We start from the raw sequence: 23,029 nt of genomic DNA on the forward strand, positions 1-23,029 counted from the left end.
TTTTTTTCGTTATAATAGGTAAAGTGTATTTTCAGTATATTAGACGTGACATGTAAGCAAAGGTTTCGTTTTGGATATAAAAAGTTTTTTTGGAGGAAGTAATGAAAATTAAAGAAATTATTGTAGTCGAGGGACGTGATGACACCGCGCGCATAAAACTTGCCGTTGATGCGGACACGATCGAGACGAACGGTTCAGCAATCGGAGACGAAGTCATCAGGCAGATTCGGCTGGCGCAGGAAACGAGAGGGGTCATCGTGCTGACGGACCCGGATTTCCCTGGGGAAAAGATCCGGAAAACCATTTCTGAAGCAGTGCCCGGCTGTAAACACGCATTTCTGCCCAAACATCTTGCCAAACCGAAAAACAAGCGCGGAATTGGCGTTGAGCACGCATCCATTGAAAGCATCAGAGCATGTCTGGAAAACGTACATGAAGAGATGGAGGCAAAGCCGAGTGAGATTTCAGCTGAAGATTTAATACAGGCCGGTCTGATCGGCGGGCCGGCTGCTAAAAGACGCCGCGAACGTTTGGGCGACCTGCTGAAAATCGGCTATACAAACGGCAAACAGCTTCAAAAACGGCTGCAAATGTTTCAAATCAAAAGAAGTGATTTTATTGATGCGCTCGATGCTATGATGCAGGAGGAACAGGATGAACAATAAAGATATCGCGACACCTATCAGAACGAAGGAAATTCTGAAAAAGTACGGTTTCTCTTTTAAAAAGAGTCTTGGACAGAATTTCTTAATTGACACAAACATATTGGACAGAATTGTGGACCATGCAGAAATAACGGATCGGACCGGTGTGATTGAAATCGGGCCCGGAATCGGCGCGCTGACAGAGCAGCTTGCCAAACGGGCGAAAAAGGTTGTCGCGTTTGAAATTGATCAGCGCCTCCTGCCCATTCTCAATGACACGCTGTCTCCGTATGACAATGTAACGATCATTCATCAGGATGTGCTGAAAGCAGACGTCAAGTCTGTTATTGAAGAACAGTTTCAGGACTGTGATGAAATTATGGTGACGGCGAATCTCCCATATTATGTGACGACGCCGATCATCATGAAGCTTTTGGAAGAACATCTTCCGTTAAAAGGAATTGTCGTGATGCTGCAAAAAGAGGTCGCTGAGCGGATGGCTGCCGATCCTTCCTCTAAGGAGTATGGATCTCTTTCCATTGCGGTTCAGTTCTATACGGAGGCCAAAACCGTCATGACCGTGCCGAAAACGGTGTTTGTGCCTCAGCCTAATGTCGATTCCGCGGTCATCCGGCTCTTGCTGCGTGATGGCCCAGCGGTTGATGTCGACAATGAACCATTTTTCTTCCAGCTGATTAAAGCAAGCTTCGCTCAGCGCCGGAAAACTTTGCTGAACAACCTTGTGAACAATCTCCCGGGCGGAAAAGAGAAAAAATCTCAAATTGAAGAAGTTCTTCAAGAAACGAATATTGACGGAAAGCGGCGCGGTGAATCCCTGTCTATAGAAGAATTCGCGCTCCTGTCCAACGGATTGTATAAAGCCCTTTTCTAAGAAGGGCTTTTTGTTTTGCGTCACCACTTGGACTGCCGCTACATAGGCTAGAGAAGAACCTTATTCATTCAACTGCAAGAAAAGCTTGAAACATCAAGCGCCGCAGCGGAAAGAGGTGCATTTGATAAGGCTTCTTTCATGATGAGGCTTAGTCTATTTGTGGAGTGGGTAACGTGCAATTTCAAATAGGAGATATGGTAGCCAGGAAATCCTATCAAATGGATGTTTTATTTCGCATTATCGGCATAGAGCAAACAAGCAAAGGAAATTCAATTGCCATCCTGCATGGTGACGAAGTCAGATTGATTGCGGATGCTGATTTTTCTGATTTAGAGCCTGTAAGAAAAGACGAACAGGCCGTGAGAAAGCAGAAAGATGAAAGCAGGATGAATGAATCTCTCGAGCTGCTCCGCCAGGATTATAAGCTGCTTCGGGAAAAACAGGAATATTACGCGACAAATCAATATCAGCATCAGGAGCACTACTTTCATATGCCCGGCAAGGTATTGCATCTGGACGGCGATGAGGCTTATTTGAAAAAGTGCCTGAACTTTTACGAAAAAATCGGTGTGCCGGTATACGGGGTTCATTGCCATGAGAAAAAAATGGCGGCCTCAATAGAGGAGCTGCTCGACAAATATCGGCCGGATATTTTAGTCATTACCGGTCACGATGCTTATTCCAAGCATAAGGGAGGCGTGAACGATTTAAGCGCCTACAGGCATTCCAAGCACTTTGTCGAAACCGTTCAAAGAGCGAGGCGGAAAGTCCCTCACTTGGACCAGCTGGTGATATTCGCGGGTGCCTGCCAATCCCATTTCGAGTCTTTAATCAGAGCGGGTGCGAATTTTGCAAGTTCACCGTCACGCGTCAACATCCATGCGCTTGACCCGGTATATATTGTCGCAAAAATCAGCTTCACTCCGTTTATGGAGCGGATTAATGTGTGGGATGTCCTGAGAAACACTCTGACACGAGAGAAAGGGCTGGGAGGAATTGAAACGAAAGGTGTGCTGCGTGTCGGTATGCCGTATAAATCAAATGGATGAGTGAAAAACCCGCATAAATTTCGCTATGCGGGTTAATTATTTTACAAATTGATACATAAATTACCGGAACTTGCGAAAAATAACGTAGGAATCAATAGAATTTTGTCAAAATAATTTTGTTGACAATGACTTGATAACGTTGATATAATTTAAATTTTGTTTGACAAAATTGGGCTCTTGTTGTACAATAAATGTAGTGAGGTGGATGCAATGGCGAAGACGTTGTCCGATATAAAAAGATCGCTTGATGGGAATTTAGGTAAACGGCTTACGTTAAAAGCAAACGGCGGCCGCCGAAAAACGATTGAGCGTTCGGGCATTTTAGCTGAGACGTACCCTTCTGTTTTTGTGATACAACTAGATCAAGACGAGAACTCGTTTGAAAGAGTTTCATACAGTTATGCTGATATTCTTACTGAGACTGTTGAATTGACATTCAATGATGATGCGGCAAGCTCAGTAGCATTTTAATGGGCAGTGAACCTTTTGTTTACTGCTTTTTGTTTTGCCTTCTAAAGCTCTTCTAATTATTCCCTCGAAAGTTTCAGCCGATTAAACGGAAGCTATAGAGGTCACATGTTTTATCGTGGCGTGCACGAATGGTGATCAATTCTATAAAAGGGGTTGTTTCGTTTGGGCAGACGTCGTGGAGTTATGTCAGATGAGTTCAAATATGAGCTGGCAAAGGACCTTGGTTTTTACGATACGGTGAAAAACGAGGGCTGGGGAGGCATTCGGGCGCGCGATGCCGGGAATATGGTAAAGCGCGCAATCGAGATTGCCGAGCAGCAGATGGCGGCTCAGAACCAAAATAACCGATAATGCAGTGGCCCGGGGGACAATCTGTTCCCCGGTTTTTTCTATCGGCTGTCAAAATCAGCGCCAATTTCGGATAAGTACCTCCGGGTCTCCAAATGTGATACAATGTTCATACTTATGTTTAGATGGAGAAGTAGGTGAAAGCTATGCGTATTTTAGAAAAAGCGCCGGCCAAAATCAATCTGTCCCTCGATGTAACGAGTAAACGCCCGGATGGTTATCATGAAGTGGAGATGATCATGACGACAATTGATTTGGCAGATCGGATTGAACTGACAGAACTGCCCGAAAACGTGATCAGAGTGGCGTCGCATAATCGCTTCGTTCCCGATGATCAGCGGAATCTGGCTTATCAGGCAGCCAAACTGCTCAAAGAACGGTACCAAGTCAAAAAAGGCGTTTCTATTATGATTACAAAAGTGATACCTGTAGCGGCAGGGCTTGCCGGCGGAAGCAGCGATGCAGCAGCCACGCTCAGAGGGCTGAACAGACTCTGGGATTTAAAGCTTTCTGTTGAAGAGCTCGCGGAGCTTGGAGCTGAAATCGGTTCAGACGTGTCCTTCTGTGTATACGGCGGAACTGCCCTCGCAACAGGACGCGGTGAGAAGATCAGGCATATCAGTGCTCCGCCTCATTGCTGGGTCGTGCTTGCCAAACCGACAATCGGGGTATCGACTGCCGAAGTGTACCGCCGGCTGAACTTGCAGCAGGTTCGGCATCCGGATGTACAAGCGATGATTGATGCAATTGAAGAAAAAAGTTTCCAAAAGGTTTGCGGACAATTAGGAAACGTATTGGAATCGGTTACGCTCAACCTTCATCCCGAGGTGGCGATGATTAAAAATCAAATGAAACGCTTCGGCGCTGACGCGGTGTTAATGAGCGGAAGCGGGCCGACTGTATTCGGTTTGGTTCAATATGAATCAAAGGTGCAGCGGATTTATAACGGGTTAAGAGGTTTCTGTGATCAGGTGTACGCGGTGCGGATGATCGGCGAACAGAATGCTCTTGATTAAATCCGTATGTTAAGTTATATTATTTTTAAATTATTCGGATTTTGGGGGTAAGTTCATGAAGTTTCGTCGCAGCGGCAGATTGGTGGACTTAACAAATTATTTGTTAACCCATCCGCATGAATTAATACCGTTAACGTTTTTCTCAGAACGGTATCAATCAGCAAAGTCATCAATCAGTGAAGATTTAACAATTATTAAACAGACCTTCGAACAGCAAGGCATTGGGACGCTGCTTACAGTGCCGGGAGCTGCCGGAGGCGTCAAATATATTCCGAAAGTAAAACAGGCTGAAGCAGAAGCGTTTATACAGGAGCTGGGACAGTCTTTAGTAAATCCTGAGCGTATCCTTCCGGGCGGTTATGTATATTTAACGGATATCTTAGGCAAACCTTCTGTCCTCTCTAATGCAGGCAGGCTTTTTGCTTCCGTTTTTGCAGAGCGGGAGATTGATGTGGTGATGACCGTTGCGACAAAAGGAATCCCTCTTGCTTATGCAGCGGCCAGTTATCTGAACGTTCCGGTTGTCATCGTACGAAAAGACAATAAAGTGACGGAAGGCTCTACGGTGAGCATCAATTATGTATCAGGGTCGTCTAACCGCATTCAAACAATGTCTCTTGCGAAAAGAAGTTTGGCCACGGGGTCGAACGTTTTGATTATTGACGACTTTATGAAAGCCGGCGGCACCATTAACGGCATGATCAGCCTGCTTGATGAGTTTAATGCGAACGTCGCGGGTATAGGCGTCTTGGTTGAAGCTGAGGGAGTGAATGAACGGCTTGTCGATGAATACATGTCGCTGCTTACCCTTTCAACCATCAATATGAAAGACAAAACGATTGAGATTCAAAACGGCAATTTTCTGCGATTTTTTAAAGAACAGCATTTAAAGAATGGGGAGACAGAAAAATGACAAAAGCAATCCATACGAAACACGCGCCGGCAGCAATCGGGCCATATTCACAAGGCATCATCGTAAATAACATGTTTTACAGCTCAGGCCAGATTCCTCTTACTGCTGAAGGAGAAATGGTAAACGGTGATATCACAGAACAAACGCATCAGGTGTTCAGCAATTTAAAGGCCGTTCTGAAAGAAGCGGGCGCTTCTCTCGAGACGGTTGTAAAAGCAACGGTGTTTATTGCTGACATGGAGCAGTTTGCGGAAGTGAATGAAGTGTACGGACAATACTTTGATGTACATAAGCCGGCAAGGTCTTGTGTGGAAGTGGCGAGACTGCCGAAAGACGCTCTCGTGGAAATTGAAGTCATTGCGCTGGTGAAATCTTAAATCTCAGAAAAGTGGTTCCGGACTCCGGAATCACTTTTTTTATGCAGTATATGTTTCCCAAATATGGTTTATCACCTAATTGTGTATGTATATCCTATATTTTCAAAAAAACTTTTTGAAACGTGCAGGAATTTAAAGAGAATCGTGGAATTGTTAGACTAATGCTTTTATATAGGGAAAAGGTGGTGAACTACTGTGGAAGTTACTGACGTAAGATTACGCCGCGTGAATACCGATGGTCGCATGAGAGCGATTGCATCCATCACGCTGGATCACGAATTTGTCGTACATGATATTCGTGTGATTGATGGAAACAATGGTCTTTTCGTTGCGATGCCGAGTAAACGCACCCCTGATGGAGAATTCCGCGATATTGCTCATCCTATTAATTCCAGCACGCGGGGCAAGATCCAGGATGCTGTTTTAAATGAGTACCATCGCTTGGGTGATTCTGAAGCATTAGAATATGAAGAAGCCGGGGCTTCTTAAAATAACAAAATGTAAGGACTGCTGATAAAGGCTGACACAAGGCCTTTTCCGGCAGTCCTTTTTTAAATCTGATTTTTCAGTAATAAAGCGATTACATAGAAAATTCTTGCACTTTTTGATGTCTTCTTGAAATCAACAGCTATTTAGGATATATTTTTCTATGGATAAAAGGGATATTGGAGGCCATTAAATGGATAAGCGGTTTGCAGTGATTTTAGCTGCCGGAAAAGGAACGAGAATGAAATCGAAGCTTTACAAGGTCCTTCATCCGGTATGCGGAAAGCCTATGGTAGAGCACGTCGCAGACGAAGCTCTGAAATTATCTTTAGCGAAGCTTGTCACCATCGTAGGACACGGCGCCGAAGATGTGAAGAAGCAGCTCGGACAGAAAAGCGATTACGCAATCCAAGCAGAACAGCTCGGTACGGCTCATGCAGTCAAGCAGGCAAAACCATTTCTTCACGGGGAGAAAGGTGTCACGATCGTTATTTGCGGCGATACACCGCTTTTGACGGCGGAGACGATGGAAGCCATGCTGAATGAACATACAAACAAAGGTGCGAAAGCCACGGTTTTAACGGCCGTTGCCGAAGAGCCCGCCGGATACGGAAGAATTATCCGCAGCGAAGACGGCGCCGTTCAAAAAATCGTGGAGCATAAGGATGCTTCGGAGCAAGAACGTCTTGTGAAAGAAATCAACACGGGAACGTACTGTTTTGATAACGAGGCTCTTTTTCGTGTCATCGAACAGGTTTCGAATGAAAATGCCCAAGGCGAGTATTACCTGCCGGATGTTATCGAAATCCTCAAAGACGAAGGCGAAACTGTTGCCGCTTACCAGACTGGTAACTTCCAAGAGACGCTCGGAGTGAATGATAGAGTCGCTCTTTCCCAGGCTGAAATGTATATGAAAGAGCGTATTAACAAACGTCATATGCAAAACGGAGTCACTTTAATTGATCCGATGAATACGTACATCTCACCTGACGCACGTATCGGACAAGATACAGTTATTTATCCCGGAACTGTTTTAAAAGGACAAGCTGAAATCGGCGATGAATGTGTCATCGGCCCTCATACTGAGATAGAGGACAGCTCAATCGGCAGCCGTACTGTGATTAAACAATCCGTTGTCAATCGGAGCAAAGTTGGGAATGATGTAAATATCGGTCCTTTTGCTCACATCAGACCCGATTCTGCAATCGGTAATGAAGTGAAAATCGGCAACTTTGTTGAAATTAAGAAAACGCAATTCGGCGACCGAAGCAAAGCATCTCACTTAAGCTATATCGGTGATGCCGAAGTAGGTACGGACGTGAATCTGGGCTGCGGCTCCATCACGGTCAATTATGACGGGAAGAAAAAATATTTAACCAAAATTGAAGACGGCGCTTTTATAGGCTGCAACTCCAATCTGGTAGCCCCTGTTACAGTGGGAGAAGGCGCGTACGTCGCCGCGGGTTCAACCGTAACAGAAGATGTGCCGGGCGAAGCGCTTGCCATTGCCAGAGCAAGACAAGTAAATAAAGAAGATTATGTGAAAAATATTCATAAAAAATAATCCTAAAATCGGAGGTTTACCATGTCTAACGAATACGGAGATAAGAATTTAAAGATTTTTTCTTTGAATTCAAATCCAGAACTTGCAAAAGAAATCGCGGATAATGTAGGAGTTCAATTAGGAAAGTGCTCTGTTACAAGATTTAGTGACGGAGAGGTCCAGATCAACATAGAAGAAAGTATTCGCGGCTGTGATTGCTACATCATCCAGTCTACAAGTGCGCCGGTCAACGAGCACATCATGGAATTGCTGATTATGGTTGACGCTTTAAAGCGCGCTTCCGCGAAAACAATCAACATTGTCATCCCGTACTACGGTTATGCGCGCCAGGACAGAAAAGCAAGATCACGTGAACCGATTACGGCAAAACTTTTTGCAAACCTGCTTGAAACAGCGGGAGCGACACGCGTAATTGCACTTGATTTACACGCGCCGCAAATTCAAGGTTTCTTTGATATTCCGATTGACCACTTAATGGGTGTTCCGATTTTAGGCCATTATTTTGAAGGTAAAGACTTGAAAGATATCGTCATTGTTTCACCTGACCACGGCGGTGTGACGCGCGCCCGCAAACTTGCGGACCGTCTGAAAGCGCCGATCGCGATTATCGACAAACGCCGTCCTAGACCGAATGAGGTAGAAGTGATGAATATCGTCGGTAACGTGGAAGGAAAAACAGCGATTCTGATCGATGATATTATTGATACGGCCGGCACAATCACACTTGCCGCAAACGCGCTGGTTGAAAACGGAGCTGCGGAAGTGTATGCATGCTGTACGCACCCTGTATTGTCAGGCCCTGCCGTTGAGCGGATCAATAACTCTAAAATCAAGGAGCTTGTCGTGACGAACAGCATTAAGCTTCCTGAGGAGAAAAAAATCGAACGCTTTAAGCAGCTTTCTGTCGGACCGCTTCTGGCTGAAGCGATTATCCGCGTTCACGAGAAACAATCTGTCAGCTATTTATTCAGCTAAACCGAAAGTTTAAGGTTTAAATTCCAGTTATTGTGGGTATTGTTCTAATAGGACGATAAAACGATAATTAGGTGGTGCTGAATATGGCAACTTTAAAAGCAAATGAAAGAACAGATTTTAAACGTTCGACGCTTCGGAAAATCCGTCATTCAGGACATGTTCCGGGGATTATATACGGTAAAGAAACAACGAATACACCTGTCTCTTTAGACAGTGTCGAATTGCTTAAAACATTGCGGGACGAAGGAAAAAACACGATTATCACAATTGATGTCAACGGAAATCAGCAATCGGTTATGGTAACTGAGCTTCAGACAGACCCGCTCAAAAACGAATTGACGCACGCCGATTTTCAAGTCGTGAATATGAGTGAAGAGCTGGAGGCTGAGGTGCCGATTCAGCTGACGGGAGAGGCGAAAGGAGTCAAAGACGGAGGTATCATCCAGCAGCCGCTGCATGAGCTTTCGATTAAGGCTAAGCCGAAGGACATCCCTCAGACAATCGATGTTGATATTTCCGGACTGGAAATGAATGATGTACTGACCATCGCGGATCTGACTGCTGACGGCAATTATACATTTACAAACGATCCGGAAGAAGTCGTGGCTTCCATCCTTCCTCCTAAGCAGGAAGCATTCGAAGAAGATGCAGAACCATCTCCTGAGGAAGAGCCCGAAGGAGAAAATCAATAAGTGCTTTAAGACGTAACCCGCCCGAGGTTACGTCTTTTGTGCTAGAATGAGGAGAATTACAGCGATGTTGAGGGAGGATTTACGATGCTTGTGATTGCCGGTCTGGGTAACCCGGGGAAAACCTATGAGAACACGAGACATAATGTCGGCTTTATGGCCATTGACGAGCTTTCAAAAGAATGGAATATTGAACTGAATAAAACGAAATTCAACGGACTTTACGGAATGGGTTTTGTTTCCGGAAAAAAAGTTCTACTTGTTAAACCGCTTACATATATGAATTTATCAGGAGAATGTTTGCGGCCGCTATTGGATTATTATGATGCCGACCATGAAGATTTGAAAGTCATATACGATGACCTTGATCTTCCGACGGGGAAAATCAGACTCCGGACAAAGGGGAGCGCAGGCGGACACAACGGAATTAAATCGCTTATTCAGCACCTCGGAACCCCTGAATTTGACCGGGTCAGAATCGGAATCGGCCGTCCCGCCAACGGGATGAAAGTCGTTGACTATGTGCTGGGAGCTTTTACGAAAGAAGAAGCGCCGCATATCAATGATGCCGTCTCAAAAACGGTAAAAGCCTGCGAAGCTTCCTTAACGAAACCATTTTTAGAAGTTATGAACGAATTCAACGCAAATGTATAAGATAAATAATGGGAGACCATACTAGGGAAAAATGATTTTTTCACATCAGGAGGTCCAATGTATGGCTTTGCATTATTTCTGCCGCCACTGCGGTATTAAGGTAGGGAGCCTGGAATATACGACGGTGCCGACACAGTCACTTGGATTTCAGCACTTAACAAATGAGGAAAGAAACGATATGATTTCATATAAAGACAATGGAGATCTCCATGTTCTTACAATTTGTGAAGACTGCCAAGAGGCGCTGGAACGGAATCCGCACTACCATGAACACAACACATTTATTCAATAAGAAGCTTTGGTGTAGATTCTAGACCAAAGCGTTTTTCTGTTCTTGCAGAAAACAGAGAGGAGGGGCCCATATGGACAATATTCAAACCTTTATTAAAGAAAGCGATGATTTTAAATCCATTGTTAACGGTTTACATGAGGGGCTGAAGGAACAGCTGCTTGCGGGCCTGTCAGGTTCCGCGCGTTCTGTCTTTACCTCCGCCCTTGCACAGGAAACGAAAAGGCCGATTTTCTTTATCACCCATAATTTATATCAGGCCCAAAAAGTGACAGAAGATCTGACGGCGCTTCTCGGGGATCAATCTGTTTTTCTATACCCCGTAAATGAATTGATTTCTTCGGAAATTGCGGTTGCCAGTCCTGAACTGCGGGCTCAGCGGCTTGATGTCATTAATAGATTAACAAACGGAGAAGCCCCGGTCGTTGTTGCGCCCGTTGCGGCAGTGAGAAGAATGCTTCCGCCGAAGGAGCTGTGGAAAAGCAGCCAAATCGTCATTTCGCTCGGAGACGATATAGAACCGGATCAGCTGTCTGCCCGCCTTGTAGAGGTAGGGTATGAGCGTTCCGATATGGTTTCTGCACCCGGTGAATTCAGTATTCGTGGCGGAATTATCGACATTTATCCGCTGACATCAGAACATCCGGTGCGAATTGAGCTGTTTGATACGGAGGTCGACTCCATCAGAAGCTTTAACTCTGATGACCAGAGATCAATTGAGACGCTCAAAACGGTGGCGATCGGACCGGCGAAGGAACTGATCATCCGGGCGGAAGAAAAAGCCCGCGCGATGGATAGGCTCGATAAAGGGCTTGCCGACAGTCTGAAAAAGCTGAAGCAGGACAAACAAAAAGAAATGCTTCATATCAATATCTCACATGATAAAGAACGGTTATCAACGGGACAGACTGATCAGGAACTTGTGAAGTATCTCTCGTACTTTTACGAAAAACCTGCTAGTTTGCTAGATTATACACCGTCAGACACCTTGTTAGTGTTAGACGAGGTCAGCCGCATTCATGAAATGGAGGATCAGCTCCAAAAAGAAGAGGCCGAATTTATGACAAGTCTGCTGGAGGAAGGGAAAATTCTGCATGACATTAACTTATCCTTCAGCTTTCAGGAGCTTATGGGCCAAAAGCGGCGTCCGGCAATTTATTTCTCATTATTTTTGCGTCACGTTCAGCATACAAGCCCTCAAAACATCGTGAATGTGACAAGCCGGCAGATGCAGAATTTTCACGGACAGATGAATGTGCTTACCGGTGAAATGGAGCGCTTTAAAAAATCAAACTTCACCGTCATCTTTTTAGGGGCGAATAAGGATAGAACCGACAGATTGGCATCCGTGCTGGCTGATTACGAAATTGAAGCCGCAAAAACGGACAGCTCCAAAGCGCTTGTGCAAGGACAGGTCTATGTCATGGAAGGCGAGCTGCAATCCGGTTTTGAACTGCCGCTGATGAAGCTGGCAGTCATTACAGAGGAAGAGCTGTTCAAAAACCGAATCAAGAAGAAGCCGAGAAAGCAGAAGCTGACAAATGCCGAACGGATCAAAAGCTATTCCGAGCTTCAAGTCGGTGACTATGTCGTCCACGTCAACCATGGGATCGGTAAGTATTTGGGGATCGAAACACTTGAAATCAAGGGCATTCATAAAGATTACCTCAATATTCACTATCAGGGCAGCGATAAGCTGTACGTCCCGGTAGAGCAAATCGACCAGGTGCAGAAGTACGTCGGCTCTGAAGGAAAAGAACCGAAGCTTTATAAATTGGGAGGCAGTGAATGGAAACGGGTTAAGAAAAAAGTCGAAAATTCCGTTCAGGACATTGCCGATGATCTGATTAAGCTTTATGCGGAACGCGAAGCAAGCAAAGGCTATGCTTTCTCGCCTGATCATGAAATGCAGCGGCAGTTCGAGGCTGCTTTTCCTTATCAGGAAACAGACGACCAGCTCCGTTCCATTCAGGAAATTAAAAAGGATATGGAAAGAGAGCGCCCGATGGACCGCTTGCTTTGCGGTGACGTCGGTTACGGTAAGACAGAGGTAGCCATCCGTGCGGCCTTTAAAGCAATCGCCGACGGGAAGCAGGTCGCGCTGCTTGTGCCGACGACGATACTCGCGCAGCAGCATTACGAAACCATTATGGAACGTTTCCAGGACTATCCGATTAACATCGGTCTTCTCAGCCGGTTCAGAACGAGAAAAGAATCCAATGAGACCATCAAAGGCCTGAAAAACGGAACGGTAGATATCGTGATCGGAACCCACAGGCTTTTATCTAAAGATGTCGTCTATAAAGATCTCGGCTTGCTCATCATCGACGAAGAGCAGCGATTCGGCGTCACACATAAGGAAAAAATCAAACAGATCAAAGCCAATGTTGATGTGCTGACTCTGACGGCGACTCCGATTCCTCGTACGCTTCATATGTCCATGCTCGGTGTGCGGGACTTATCTGTTATTGAAACACCGCCGGAAAACCGTTTCCCTGTCCAGACGTATGTCGTGGAATACAACGGTGCGCTTGTTAGAGAAGCCATCGAAAGAGAACTGGCGCGCGGAGGGCAAGTATATTTCTTATACAACCGCGTGGATGACATTGAGCGGAAGGCTGACGAAATTTCCATGCTCGTTCCTGATGCGAAGGTGGCCTACGCCCACGGGAAAATGACCGAAAATGAATTGGAAAGCGTCATGCTCAATTTTCTGGAAGGGGAATCAGACGTCCTTGTCAGCACGACCATTATTGAGACAGGCGTAGACATACCAAACGTCAATACCTTGATCGTGTTTGACGGAGACAAAATGGGGCTGTCTCAGCTGTATCAGCTGAGAGGACGGGTCGGCCGTTCCAACCGCGTCGCGTATGCCTATTTTACGTACCGCAGAGACAAAGTGCTTACTGAGGTGGCAGAAAAACGGCTGCAGGCGATTAAAGAATTTACCGAGCTGGGTTCGGGCTTTAAAATTGCCATGCGTGACTTGACGATCAGGGGAGCGGGGAATCTCCTCGGCGCCCAGCAGCACGGTTTCATCGACTCAGTCGGCTTTGACTTGTACTCGCAGATGCTCAAGGAAGCGATTGAAGAGCGAAAAGGCGATACGCCGAAAGCCGAACAGTTTGAGACAGAAATCGACATCGAGCTTGATGCATATATCCCTGAAAACTATATACAAGACGGCAAGCAAAAAATCGATATGTATAAACGCTTCAGATCAATCACTACAATTGAGGAGAAAAACGAGCTTCAAGATGAAATCATCGACAGGTTCGGCAGCTACCCGAAAGAGGTTGAATGGCTGTTTACAGTTGCAGAGATGAAGGTGTACGGAAAATATGAACGCGTCGAACTCATCAAGCAGGATAAGGACGCAGTCAGATTTACCATTTCGGAAGAGGCTAGTGCACAGATTGACGGACAGAAATTGTTCGAACTCGGCAATAAATACGGCCGGCAAATCGGACTGGGAATGGAAGGGAAAAAGCTGAAAATCTCAGTACAGACGAAAGGCCGCAAAACGGAAGAGTGGCTGGAGACCGTGCTCGGCATGCTGAAAGGCCTTCAGGGCGTGAAGAAAGAAACAATCGCGTCTTCATAAAAATTGTTACTCTCTGGTGTATATTACATTTGATGTGACGGATACTAATTTCAAGCGAGTGGCGGAAGCTACATAAAGTAGAGAACTTTAGTACTTTCCCTTAAATATCATCACATGAAAGAGAGGCACCAGAGAGATGAAAGCTACAGGTATCGTACGTCGTATTGATGATCTAGGACGGGTCGTCATTCCTAAAGAAATTCGGAGGACACTGCGAATCAGGGAAGGAGACCCGCTTGAAATATTCGTTGACCGCGACGGAGAAGTTATATTGAAAAAATATTCTCCTATCAGTGAGCTTGGCGATTTCGCGAAAGAATATGCAGATGCACTGTATGACAGTCTCGGCCATTCCGTCTTGATTTGCGACCGTGACGTGTATATTGCCGTTTCAGGCAGCTCGAAAAAAGAATTTCTGAACAAATCCATCAGTGATTTGCTCGAAAAAACGATGGATCAGCGCAGCTCAGTGTTAGAAAACGATGTGAAGTCCGCACAGCTTGTTAATGATATTGATGAAGATATGAGCTCCTATACAATTGCTCCTATCGTGGCAAATGGCGATCCTATCGGTGCCGTGGTCATTTTTTCCAAGGAACAGACTCTTGGAGAAGTAGAACATAAAGCGGTAGAAACGGCAGCCAGTTTTTTGGCGAGACAAATGGAACAGTAGGTCTTATTACCATTATTGAAATAAGAAACGGGGAAAGAACAGCTCTTAAACAGTGCTGTTCTTTTTCATATGTGCTCTCTATCGGTCCGCCGGCCGTTAGGATTGTGATATAATAAGCTCGTTTTATAGACGTAATTTTCTAGCGGCTGGAAGGAGCTTTTGGATGAACGATTCAGTTGGCGTCAAACGGCAATCGGCATGGAAAGGTGCTTTTGTGCTCGTCGTTGCGGGTATCGTGACGAAGATATTAAGCGCCGTGTACAGGGTTCCTTTTCAGAATATTGTCGGTGACGTCGGGTTTTACATTTATCAGCAGGTGTATCCGTTTTTAGGGATCGCAGTAATGCTGTCAACATCCGGATTTCCGGTAATCATCTCAAAATTAATGAACGATTATAGCGATCATAAACAAAAAATAATGAAAATTTCCGCCTTTTATGTCACGGCGGCCGGACTTGTTCTGTTTGCGCTCATGTATGCCGGTGCGGCACCGTTGGCCGGTTTTATGGGTGACGCCCGCCTTGTGATGCTGATACGGGTCGCCGCGTTCGCTTTTATATTATTTCCATTTACGGCGATTTTTCGGGGGTATTTCCAAGGCGTGCATGATATGATGCCATCAGCCTTATCCCAGATTACGGAACAGCTTCTTCGTGTGGCGGTGCTTCTCGGTTTATCCTTTTGGCTTTTGAAAAGCGGCCGCTCATTATACGCGGCGGGTGCGGGCGCTGCCTCGGGGTCACTTGCCGGAAGCTTGGCGGCCCTTTGTGTATTGGCTGTATTCTGGTACAAGCGGAAAGACACAAAGACGGACGGCGTTCATATCGAAACAGGCGTCATTGTGAAAAAGCTGCTGCTTTATTCAGTCACCATCTGTATCAGCAGTGTATTGATGCTGCTGATTCAGCTCGTAGACGCCTTAAACTTATATTCCCTGCTTTCAGACGGGACGGGGAGCCATGCTGCGAAACAGCTGAAAGGCATATACGACCGCGGACAGCCGCTCCTTCAGCTGGGAACGGTGTTTGCAGTCAGTATCGCCGCGTCCCTGGTTCCCTCAATTTCAAAAGCGGTACATGAGAACAAGCTGTTTATCATAAAAGAGAAAGCGACATCTGCTGTTAAGCTCTGCCTTGCGGTAGGGATCGGCGCGGCGGCCGGACTTTTTTGCATTTTAGAGCCGGTGAATATCATGCTTTTCCAAAACAGCGAGGGGACGCAGACCTTACAAATATTCAGCTTATCTATCTTTTTTGCTACGATTGCGCTTACGGCAGCCGCGATCCTTCAAGGAGCGGGACATACCGTTTTTCCCGCAGTATCCGTCTTGGCGGGAGGTACGCTGAAATGGGTGCTGAATGTTTGGCTGGTCCCGGGCTGGGGTATTACAGGAGCGGCGCTGGCGACCGTCTTGGCATTTGCCGCAGCAGCATGCCTGAATCTGCACAGAATTTGGTCGAAGGGCTGGCTGACGAATCTCGGCGGCGTTATTGCCCGTCTATGCGGATGCAGTCTGCTGATGGTCCTTTTTCTGCTCGCATATATGAAAGTTTGGCAGTTATGTATACCCGTCAGCAGGGCGGGAGCCGCAGGTGAAAGTTTGTCTGCGTCAGTCATCGGAGGGCTTTTGTTTAGTTATTGTATGATAAGAATGAAGATATTTACGGACGAAGAGCTGAGCAGCCTTCCTTTCGGCAGTACTTTAAGCAAATTGAATAAGAGGAGAGAAAAACATGGCAGGTAACATTACGGTCGTCGGCCTCGGCGCCGGGGACATGGATCAGCTGACAGTGGGCGTACATAAGCTGCTGACTCAGGCGAAGCATCTATATATAAGAACGAAAGACCACCCTTTGATTCCGGAGTTAGAACAAGAGGCGGCAGCGGACATCCGGTATTTTGATGATATTTATGAAAAACATGATCAGTTTGAAGCGGTCTATGAAGAGATCACTGACATTCTGTTTGAAAAAGCGAAGCAGGAGGATGTCGTCTACGCTGTACCCGGCCATCCGTTTGTCGCCGAGAAAACCGTTCAGCTGTTATTTGAACGCCGGGAAGAACAACATGTAGCCGTTCACACCGCCGGGGGGCAAAGCTTTCTGGATGCCACCTTTAACGCATTGCGAATTGACCCGATTGAAGGATTTCAATTTACGGATGCGCAAACAATGACGCCGGATGAGCTTGAACTCCGCCATCACCTGATCATTTGCCAGGTTTATGACCAGATGACAGCCTCTGAGGTCAAGCTGACACTCATGGAGAAATTGCCTGACGACTATGAAGTGGTCATCGTAACGGCAGCCGGAAGCAAGGAAGAAAAGATCACCAAGGTGCCTTTGTTTGAGCTTGACCGCAATGTCGGCATAAATAACTTAACAAGTGTGTATGTTCCGCCGATTAGAAAAGAAGAGCTCCTTTACCAAGAATTTTCTGCATTCCGAAGAATTATTCGTGAGCTTCGCGGGCCGAACGGCTGTCCGTGGGATCAAAAGCAAACACACCAGTCATTAAAGAAATATATGATTGAGGAATGCTACGAACTGCTTGAGGCCATTGACGAAGAGGACACGGATCACATGATAGAAGAACTCGGGGACGTCATGCTTCAGGTTATGCTTCACGCTCAGATCGGAGAAGACGAGGGATATTTCTCAATTGATGATGTCATCAGAGACATTAGTGCGAAGATGGTCAGACGGCACCCTCACGTGTTTAAGGATGTTAAGGTTCAGGATGAACATGACGTCGTCGCCAACTGGGAAGAAATCAAAAAGGCGGAAAAACAAACAACATCCTCTTCGTTGCTGGATGCCGTACCGAAAACTCTGCCTTCTCTTGCAAAAGCGGCCAAGCTTCAGAAAAAAGCCGCCAAAACCGGCTTTGACTGGGATGATGTTCAGGATATATGGGACAAAGTGAATGAAGAACTGAAGGAATTTTCTGCGGAGGCTTCCGCTGAATCTGCAGATGAAGTAAGCTTGAAAGCTGAATTCGGCGATGTTTTATTTGCATTGGTCAATATCGGCCGATACTATAAAATTGAGCCTGAGGAAGCGCTCGCCATGACAAATGACAAATTCCGCAGACGCTTTTCTTATATTGAGAAAGAAGCGGCAGCAAAGGGACTTGAATTGACCGGGATGTCTCTTGAAGAAATGGACAAATTGTGGGATGAAGCAAAAGAAATGGAGAGGAGATTCTAATATGAGACTTGATAAGTTTTTAAAAGTATCCAGATTAATTAAGCGCCGCACATTGGCGAAAGAGGTCGCCGATCAAGGGAGAATCACCGTTAACGGGAATCAGGCGAAAGCCAGTTCAGACGTAAAAGCCGGCGATGAACTGACGGTCCGCTTCGGCCAAAAGCTTGTCACCGTAAAGGTAAATGAATTGAAAGAGACAACAAAAAAAGAAGAAGCCGCAGGTATGTATACAATCGTCAAAGAAGAAAAACTCGGCGAATAGGCTTGTTCTAAACAAAGCTCCCGCCTCATACAATGCAGTAATAATGCTAAAAGTATCGAGGATATGGGGGCTGAATAGATGAATTCATATTATGAGCAAAAAGGTTCTTCTTCTGTTCCGGAACAGCATGATGTAACGATGAAAGGAAGAAAGCATTTAGACATTTCGGGCGTCAAGCATGTGGAAAGTTTTGATAACGAAGAGTTTTTGCTGGAAACGGTTATGGGAATGCTTTCCGTCAGAGGTGAGAATCTGCAGATGAAAAACCTTGACGTAGAAAAAGGGATTGTATCTATAAAGGGCAGGGTGTTTGACCTTGTATATTTAGACGAGCAGCAAGGGGATAAAGCTAAAGGGTTTTTTAGCAAGTTGTTTAGATGACGCTGACGACCCAATTTTATACGATGCTGGCAATGACCGGTATGGGCGCCTGGCTCGGAGCGTCGCTTGATACATACAGGCTGTTTGTCAGCCGCGCCAAAACGGCCAGATGGCTGTTATTCGTTCATGACATTCTCTTTTGGATTGTACAAGGCCTGCTGTTTTTCTATGTGCTGCTCAATGTGAATGAAGGAGAACTCAGGATATACATTTTCTTGGCTGTCTTACTGGGTATTGCGACGTACCAAAGTCTGTTTAAACGAATGTATATAAAAATGCTGAAATTGGCCATTCATCTTGCGGTGTCTCTTTATCAATTCGCAAAAAAGCTCATTCAGCACGTGCTGTTCCGTCCGGTGGTACTGCTTTTTAAGCTGCTCATCGGGCTGGTCACTTTTATTTCTTTATACTCCTATCGGGTGATTGCCTTTTTTGCGAAATGCCTTTTTAAGATCATAACGTTTTTGCTGTATCCGCTGTTCTTCCTGTTGAAACAAATATTGAAACTTCTTCCTGAAAAGTGGCGTCTTACTTTCAAACGATATTTTCAAAAAAGTGCAGGATTTTTACAAAAGAGCAAGAAACTAATCATAACAATCAGATCGACCATGATACGTATTTTGAAAAGATGAAAGGAGGGCCGTCTGATTTGAATCTATCTAGAGAACGTACAATAACTGAAATTCAAAACGACTATAAAGAGCAGGTTGAGCGGCAATCCCAGCTTATGAAAAGAAGGCGGAAAGGGCTTTTCAGACGGTTGATTGTATTCGGCGCCCTTGTGTTGTTGACGGCTATTGTCTTAGCGGGTTCTCTGTGGTCACAGACCTCTTCCCTTAGCGCGAATGAAGAAAAGAAAGCTCAGCTGGAAAAACAAGTAAAAGAATTGGACGCGAAACAGGCTGATTTAAAAGATGAAATTTCCAAATTAAAGGATGAGGATTACGTCACAGAGCTTGCCAGAAGAGACTTGTTTATGTCAGGAAATGGTGAGATTCTCTTTAATGTAGAAAAGAAGAGCAAGTAGCCTTGTTGACACTTAAATTTTTATTTAGGTATAATTAAACAAACGATCTTTTTATAAGCCTAAGGAGGAGCACTTTTTTTATGTCGATTGAAGTTGGCAGCAAGTTGCAAGGGAAAATAACAGGTATTACAAATTTCGGAGCGTTTGTTGAATTGCCTGGAGGCTCAACCGGTCTCGTTCATATCAGTGAGGTAGCCGATAATTATGTAAAAGACATTAACGAGCATTTAAAAGTCGGCGATCAAGTTGAAGTGAAAGTCATCAACGTTGAAAAAGACGGGAAAATTGGTTTATCAATTAAAAAAGCTAAAGACCGTCCGCAAGCCAGACCTAGAAATGATTTCCGTCCGAAAGAATCTTTTGAACAGAAAATGAACAAGTTTCTTAAAGATAGCGAAGACCGCTTATCATCTTTAAAACGAAACACGGAATCAAAACGTGGAGGGCGCGGAGCAAGAAGAGGATAACTTGCTGCTTTCTATAAATACATGGGGCATCCGTCTATCCCGCGGATGCTTTTTTTATTTATCCTCTTAGTCAGAAAATTAAAACTTCATAATTTCTGTTGACGGAATGAACAAACCTTTGTATTATATAACTTGTGCTTATAAGCACTTATATGGCGGTGTAGCTCAGCTGGCTAGAGCGTACGGTTCATACCCGTGAGGTCGGGGGTTCGATCCCCTCCGCCGCTACCATATATATTTGGCCCGTTGGTCAAGCGGTTAAGACACCGCCCTTTCACGGCGGTAACACGGGTTCGAATCCCGTACGGGTCATCCAAGCGAATCGGCTTCTTTTACAGAAGCCGATTTTTTCATATTTAGACAACTTTTTGAGAAATGTCGGAGGAAATACGAGAGGAAAGGGGAACAAGGGAGAAAGCGTCGAAGAGTTCTTTGAAATCGTTACCTTCTTTTGACAAAATCCTATCTGTGCTTTCATTTATAATGACAAGCAACGAATAAAACAGGTGGGGGATGAGAGCAATGGAAAAAGCGGAAAGAAGAGTGAACGGGCCGATGGCGGGACAAGCTCTGGAAAAACTGCAATCGTTTTTTGAAAAGGCTGCAAAGCTTGCAGTTCATCAAGCGCATTCACTTTTTTTCTATAAGGGTTTCATTTATGTCGTGATCGGTTTTTTACTTGGACGGGCTTTCATATTATCTGAGGTTCTCCCGTTTGCGCTCCCGTTTTTCGGAGCAATGCTATTGATCAGAAGAGATAAAGCCTTCTATGCTTGCCTGTCATTACTTGCGGGCGCTTTAACCATTTCACCGAAACACTCTTTGCTGATTCTGACAGCTTTGGCCGTTTTCACTCTATTTTCAAAAATCGGTACATATATCATGCAGGACCGGGTGAAGATGCTGCCAATCGTGGTGTTTTTCTCCATGGCTGCCGCGAGAATCGGTTTTGTTTATTTTGAAAGCGGCGCTTTTACCACCTATGATTATGTAATGGCTGTTGTTGAGGCGGGCTTGGCCTTTATTTTGACGCTGATCTTTTTGCAAAGCTTGCCGATCTTCACGATCAAAAAAGTGAAACAATCATTAAAAATAGAAGAAATCATCTGTTTTATGATCTTGATCGCATCCGTTTTAACCGGGCTTGCCGGTGTTTCATTTCAGGGAATGCAGGCCGAGCATATCCTGGCCCGCTATGTCGTGCTGAGTTTTTCCTTTGTCGGCGGAGCAAGCATCGGCTGTACTGTCGGTGTTGTGACCGGGCTGATTCTCGGGCTCGCGAATATCGGGAATCTCTATCAAATGAGTCTGCTTGCGTTTTCCGGACTTCTTGGCGGACTGCTGAAGGAAGGCAAGAAAGCCGGCGCCGCAGTCGGATTAGTGATCGGCTCACTGCTGATTTCATTATATGGTGAAGGGTCCGCCGGCTTAATGACCACCCTTTACGAATCGTTAATTGCCGTTGCCTTGTTTTTAATTACGCCCCAGTCGATTACGAAAAAGGTGGCGCGCTACATACCGGGCACTGCCGAGCACAGTCAGGAACAGCAGCAGTACGCGAGGAAAATCAGAGATGTCACTGCCCAGAAAGTAGACCAGTTCTCCAATGTGTTTCATGCCTTGTCGGAGAGCTTCGCCACCTTTCATCAGACGTCTTCCGATGAGCAGGCTGAAGAAGGAGAAGTGGATCTCTTTTTAAGCAAAATTACCGAGCATTCCTGCCAATCCTGTTATAAGAAAAGCAAATGCTGGGTTCAAAACTTTGATAAAACATATGATTTAATGAAACAAGTTATGCACGAAACAGAAGAAAAACAGTATGCCTCAAACCGCAGATTAAAAAAGGAGTTTCAGCAGCACTGTTCCAAATCCAGACAGGTGGAAGAGCTGATTGAAGACGAGCTTGCCCACCATCACGCCCATCTGACGCTGAAAAGAAAAGTCCAGGACAGCAGAAGGCTTGTTGCCGAGCAGCTGTTGGGGGTTTCTGAGGTCATGGCGGACTTTTCTCGGGAAATAAAACGGGAAAGGGAGCAGCATTTTATACAGGAAGAACAAATGATAGAGGCACTTCAGCATTTCGGAATCGAGATTCAGCATGTCGAGATATACAGTTTGGAGCAGGGCAACATTGATATCGAAATGACAATCCCGTTCAGCGGGGGGCACGGTGAGAGTGAGAAAATTATCGCCCCGATGCTGTCTGACATTCTTGAGGAGCAGATACTTGTCAAAAGCGAACAGCACTCGACTCATCCGAATGGCTACAGCCATGTCGCGTTCGGTTCGACCAAGTCTTACCGGGTATCGACAGGCGCGGCTCATGCGGCAAAAGGCGGCGGCCTTGTCTCCGGCGACAGCTACAGCATGATGGAACTGGGTGCGAGAAAGTATGCGGCCGCGATCAGTGACGGCATGGGCAATGGGGCGAGGGCTCATTATGAGAGTAATGAAACGATTAAACTGCTTGAAAAAATTCTCGAATCCGGTATTGATGAAAAGATAGCGATCAAAACCATCAACAGTATTCTGTCTTTACGGACGACAGACGAAATCTATTCAACTCTTGATCTTTCTATCATCGACCTGCAGGATGCAAGCTGCAAATTCTTGAAGGTCGGTTCAACGCCGAGTTTTATTAAGCGGGGAGATCAAGTCATGAAAGTGCAGGCCAGCAATCTGCCGATCGGCATTATCAATGAATTTGATGTGGAGGTTGTAAGTGAGCAGTTAAAAGCGGGTGATCTGCTTGTCATGATGAGTGACGGTATATTTGAAGGACCGAAGCATGTTGAAAACCACGACCTGTGGATGAAACGGAAAATGAAAGGGCTAAAAACCGAAGACCCGCAGGAAATCGCTGATATATTAATGGAAGAGGTCATCAGAACGCGCGCCGGCCAAATCGAAGACGACATGACGGTCGTTGTCGTCCGGATTGATCATAATACGCCGAAATGGGCTTCCATACCTGTGCCGGCAGTTTTCCAAAATAATAAGGAGATTTCTTAAACCTTTCGTATAAATCACTTTCCT

24 protein-coding genes and 2 tRNA genes are annotated in these 23,029 nt (G+C 45.5%); all 26 read left to right on the forward strand.

The features are described 5' to 3' along the window. Positions 1-101: 101 nt before the first annotated feature. The 26 genes from rnmV to spoIIE all read left to right on the forward strand — a co-directional run bounded on the left by rnmV (position 102) and on the right by spoIIE (position 23,005). Entirely contained in the window at positions 102-665 is a 564-nt protein-coding gene (gene rnmV / locus QRX25_RS00270; protein WP_013350755.1) for a ribonuclease M5, read from the forward strand. After that, on the forward strand, positions 655-1,536 hold the full coding sequence (gene rsmA, locus QRX25_RS00275) for a 16S rRNA (adenine(1518)-N(6)/adenine(1519)-N(6))-dimethyltransferase RsmA (RefSeq protein ID WP_045513478.1): 882 nt from the start codon (positions 655-657) through the stop codon (positions 1,534-1,536). Before rnmV ends, rsmA begins: the two co-directional genes overlap by 11 nt. 173 nt (positions 1,537-1,709) lie before the next feature. Further along, positions 1,710-2,585: a sporulation peptidase YabG gene (yabG, locus tag QRX25_RS00280; RefSeq protein ID WP_212100063.1), complete on the forward strand. Its 876-nt coding sequence runs from the start codon at positions 1,710-1,712 to the stop codon at positions 2,583-2,585. 210 nt (positions 2,586-2,795) lie between these two features. Continuing rightward, positions 2,796-3,056, forward strand: a complete 261-nt coding sequence (veg, locus tag QRX25_RS00285; RefSeq protein WP_003218330.1) for a biofilm formation stimulator Veg — start codon at positions 2,796-2,798, stop codon at positions 3,054-3,056. A gap of 162 nt (positions 3,057-3,218) precedes the next feature. Continuing rightward, complete coding sequence (locus QRX25_RS00290) at positions 3,219-3,407, forward strand: small, acid-soluble spore protein, alpha/beta type (RefSeq protein ID WP_011996172.1); 189 nt, start codon at positions 3,219-3,221, stop codon at positions 3,405-3,407. A 143-nt stretch (positions 3,408-3,550) separates the two neighbouring features. Continuing rightward, positions 3,551-4,420, forward strand: a complete 870-nt coding sequence (ispE, locus tag QRX25_RS00295) for a 4-(cytidine 5'-diphospho)-2-C-methyl-D-erythritol kinase (RefSeq protein WP_013350758.1) — start codon at positions 3,551-3,553, stop codon at positions 4,418-4,420. A gap of 55 nt (positions 4,421-4,475) precedes the next feature. Then, entirely contained in the window at positions 4,476-5,333 is an 858-nt protein-coding gene (purR, locus tag QRX25_RS00300) for a pur operon repressor (RefSeq protein ID WP_013350759.1), read from the forward strand. Next, a complete protein-coding gene (ridA, locus tag QRX25_RS00305) occupies positions 5,330-5,710 on the forward strand; it encodes a 2-iminobutanoate/2-iminopropanoate deaminase (RefSeq protein WP_004264663.1) in 381 nt (126 codons plus the stop codon). The genes purR and ridA overlap by 4 nt, the downstream gene beginning before the upstream one ends. 195 nt (positions 5,711-5,905) lie before the next feature. Next, positions 5,906-6,199: a septation regulator SpoVG gene (gene spoVG, locus QRX25_RS00310; protein ID WP_004264660.1), complete on the forward strand. Its 294-nt coding sequence runs from the start codon at positions 5,906-5,908 to the stop codon at positions 6,197-6,199. Positions 6,200-6,389: 190 nt separating this feature from the next. Further along, a complete protein-coding gene (gene glmU, locus QRX25_RS00315; RefSeq protein ID WP_065980533.1) occupies positions 6,390-7,760 on the forward strand; it encodes a bifunctional UDP-N-acetylglucosamine diphosphorylase/glucosamine-1-phosphate N-acetyltransferase GlmU in 1,371 nt (456 codons plus the stop codon). Positions 7,761-7,781: 21 nt separating this feature from the next. Further along, entirely contained in the window at positions 7,782-8,735 is a 954-nt protein-coding gene (locus QRX25_RS00320; protein WP_013350761.1) for a ribose-phosphate diphosphokinase, read from the forward strand. Between the two features lie 83 nt (positions 8,736-8,818). Further along, entirely contained in the window at positions 8,819-9,427 is a 609-nt protein-coding gene (locus QRX25_RS00325) for a 50S ribosomal protein L25/general stress protein Ctc (RefSeq protein ID WP_013350762.1), read from the forward strand. Positions 9,428-9,511: 84 nt separating this feature from the next. After that, positions 9,512-10,078 carry an aminoacyl-tRNA hydrolase gene (pth, locus tag QRX25_RS00330; protein ID WP_013350763.1) on the forward strand — a complete coding sequence of 189 codons (567 nt, stop codon included), beginning with the start codon at positions 9,512-9,514 and terminating at the stop codon, positions 10,076-10,078. 61 nt (positions 10,079-10,139) lie between these two features. Continuing rightward, on the forward strand, positions 10,140-10,370 hold the full coding sequence (gene fin, locus QRX25_RS00335; RefSeq protein WP_013350764.1) for an anti-sigma-F factor Fin: 231 nt from the start codon (positions 10,140-10,142) through the stop codon (positions 10,368-10,370). A 70-nt stretch (positions 10,371-10,440) separates the two neighbouring features. Further along, the gene (mfd, locus tag QRX25_RS00340; protein ID WP_212100066.1) at positions 10,441-13,974 is read left to right on the forward strand and encodes a transcription-repair coupling factor; all 3,534 of its coding nucleotides are present in this window, start codon (positions 10,441-10,443) and stop codon (positions 13,972-13,974) included. Between the two features lie 136 nt (positions 13,975-14,110). Next, positions 14,111-14,647 carry a stage V sporulation protein T gene (spoVT, locus tag QRX25_RS00345; protein WP_065980535.1) on the forward strand — a complete coding sequence of 179 codons (537 nt, stop codon included), beginning with the start codon at positions 14,111-14,113 and terminating at the stop codon, positions 14,645-14,647. A gap of 163 nt (positions 14,648-14,810) precedes the next feature. Then, on the forward strand, positions 14,811-16,391 hold the full coding sequence (locus tag QRX25_RS00350) for a putative polysaccharide biosynthesis protein (protein WP_212100070.1): 1,581 nt from the start codon (positions 14,811-14,813) through the stop codon (positions 16,389-16,391). Beyond that, complete coding sequence (yabN, locus tag QRX25_RS00355; protein WP_212100073.1) at positions 16,381-17,856, forward strand: bifunctional methyltransferase/pyrophosphohydrolase YabN; 1,476 nt, start codon at positions 16,381-16,383, stop codon at positions 17,854-17,856. Before QRX25_RS00350 ends, yabN begins: the two co-directional genes overlap by 11 nt. A 1-nt stretch (position 17,857) precedes the next feature. Further along, positions 17,858-18,118 carry an RNA-binding S4 domain-containing protein gene (locus QRX25_RS00360; RefSeq protein ID WP_007409934.1) on the forward strand — a complete coding sequence of 87 codons (261 nt, stop codon included), beginning with the start codon at positions 17,858-17,860 and terminating at the stop codon, positions 18,116-18,118. A 78-nt stretch (positions 18,119-18,196) separates the two neighbouring features. Further along, positions 18,197-18,499 (forward strand): sporulation protein YabP, encoded by a 303-nt coding sequence (gene yabP, locus QRX25_RS00365; protein ID WP_212100076.1) that lies wholly within the window; start codon positions 18,197-18,199, stop codon positions 18,497-18,499. Continuing rightward, positions 18,496-19,131 (forward strand): spore cortex biosynthesis protein YabQ, encoded by a 636-nt coding sequence (yabQ, locus tag QRX25_RS00370; RefSeq protein WP_212100079.1) that lies wholly within the window; start codon positions 18,496-18,498, stop codon positions 19,129-19,131. The genes yabP and yabQ overlap by 4 nt, the downstream gene beginning before the upstream one ends. 17 nt (positions 19,132-19,148) lie before the next feature. Then, positions 19,149-19,526 (forward strand): cell division protein DivIC, encoded by a 378-nt coding sequence (gene divIC / locus QRX25_RS00375; RefSeq protein ID WP_016936533.1) that lies wholly within the window; start codon positions 19,149-19,151, stop codon positions 19,524-19,526. Between the two features lie 80 nt (positions 19,527-19,606). Continuing rightward, the gene (locus QRX25_RS00380; protein ID WP_004264630.1) at positions 19,607-19,993 is read left to right on the forward strand and encodes a S1 domain-containing RNA-binding protein; all 387 of its coding nucleotides are present in this window, start codon (positions 19,607-19,609) and stop codon (positions 19,991-19,993) included. 154 nt (positions 19,994-20,147) lie between these two features. Further along, positions 20,148-20,224 (forward strand) — tRNA-Met (locus tag QRX25_RS00385). A gap of 9 nt (positions 20,225-20,233) precedes the next feature. Beyond that, positions 20,234-20,305, forward strand: a tRNA-Glu gene (locus QRX25_RS00390). Positions 20,306-20,515: 210 nt separating this feature from the next. Continuing rightward, the gene (gene spoIIE, locus QRX25_RS00395; protein ID WP_014469604.1) at positions 20,516-23,005 is read left to right on the forward strand and encodes a stage II sporulation protein E; all 2,490 of its coding nucleotides are present in this window, start codon (positions 20,516-20,518) and stop codon (positions 23,003-23,005) included. Positions 23,006-23,029 lie beyond the last annotated feature (24 nt).

Source organism: Bacillus sp. L381, assembly GCF_030284525.1.
GTDB lineage: Bacteria > Bacillota > Bacilli > Bacillales > Bacillaceae > Bacillus > Bacillus amyloliquefaciens.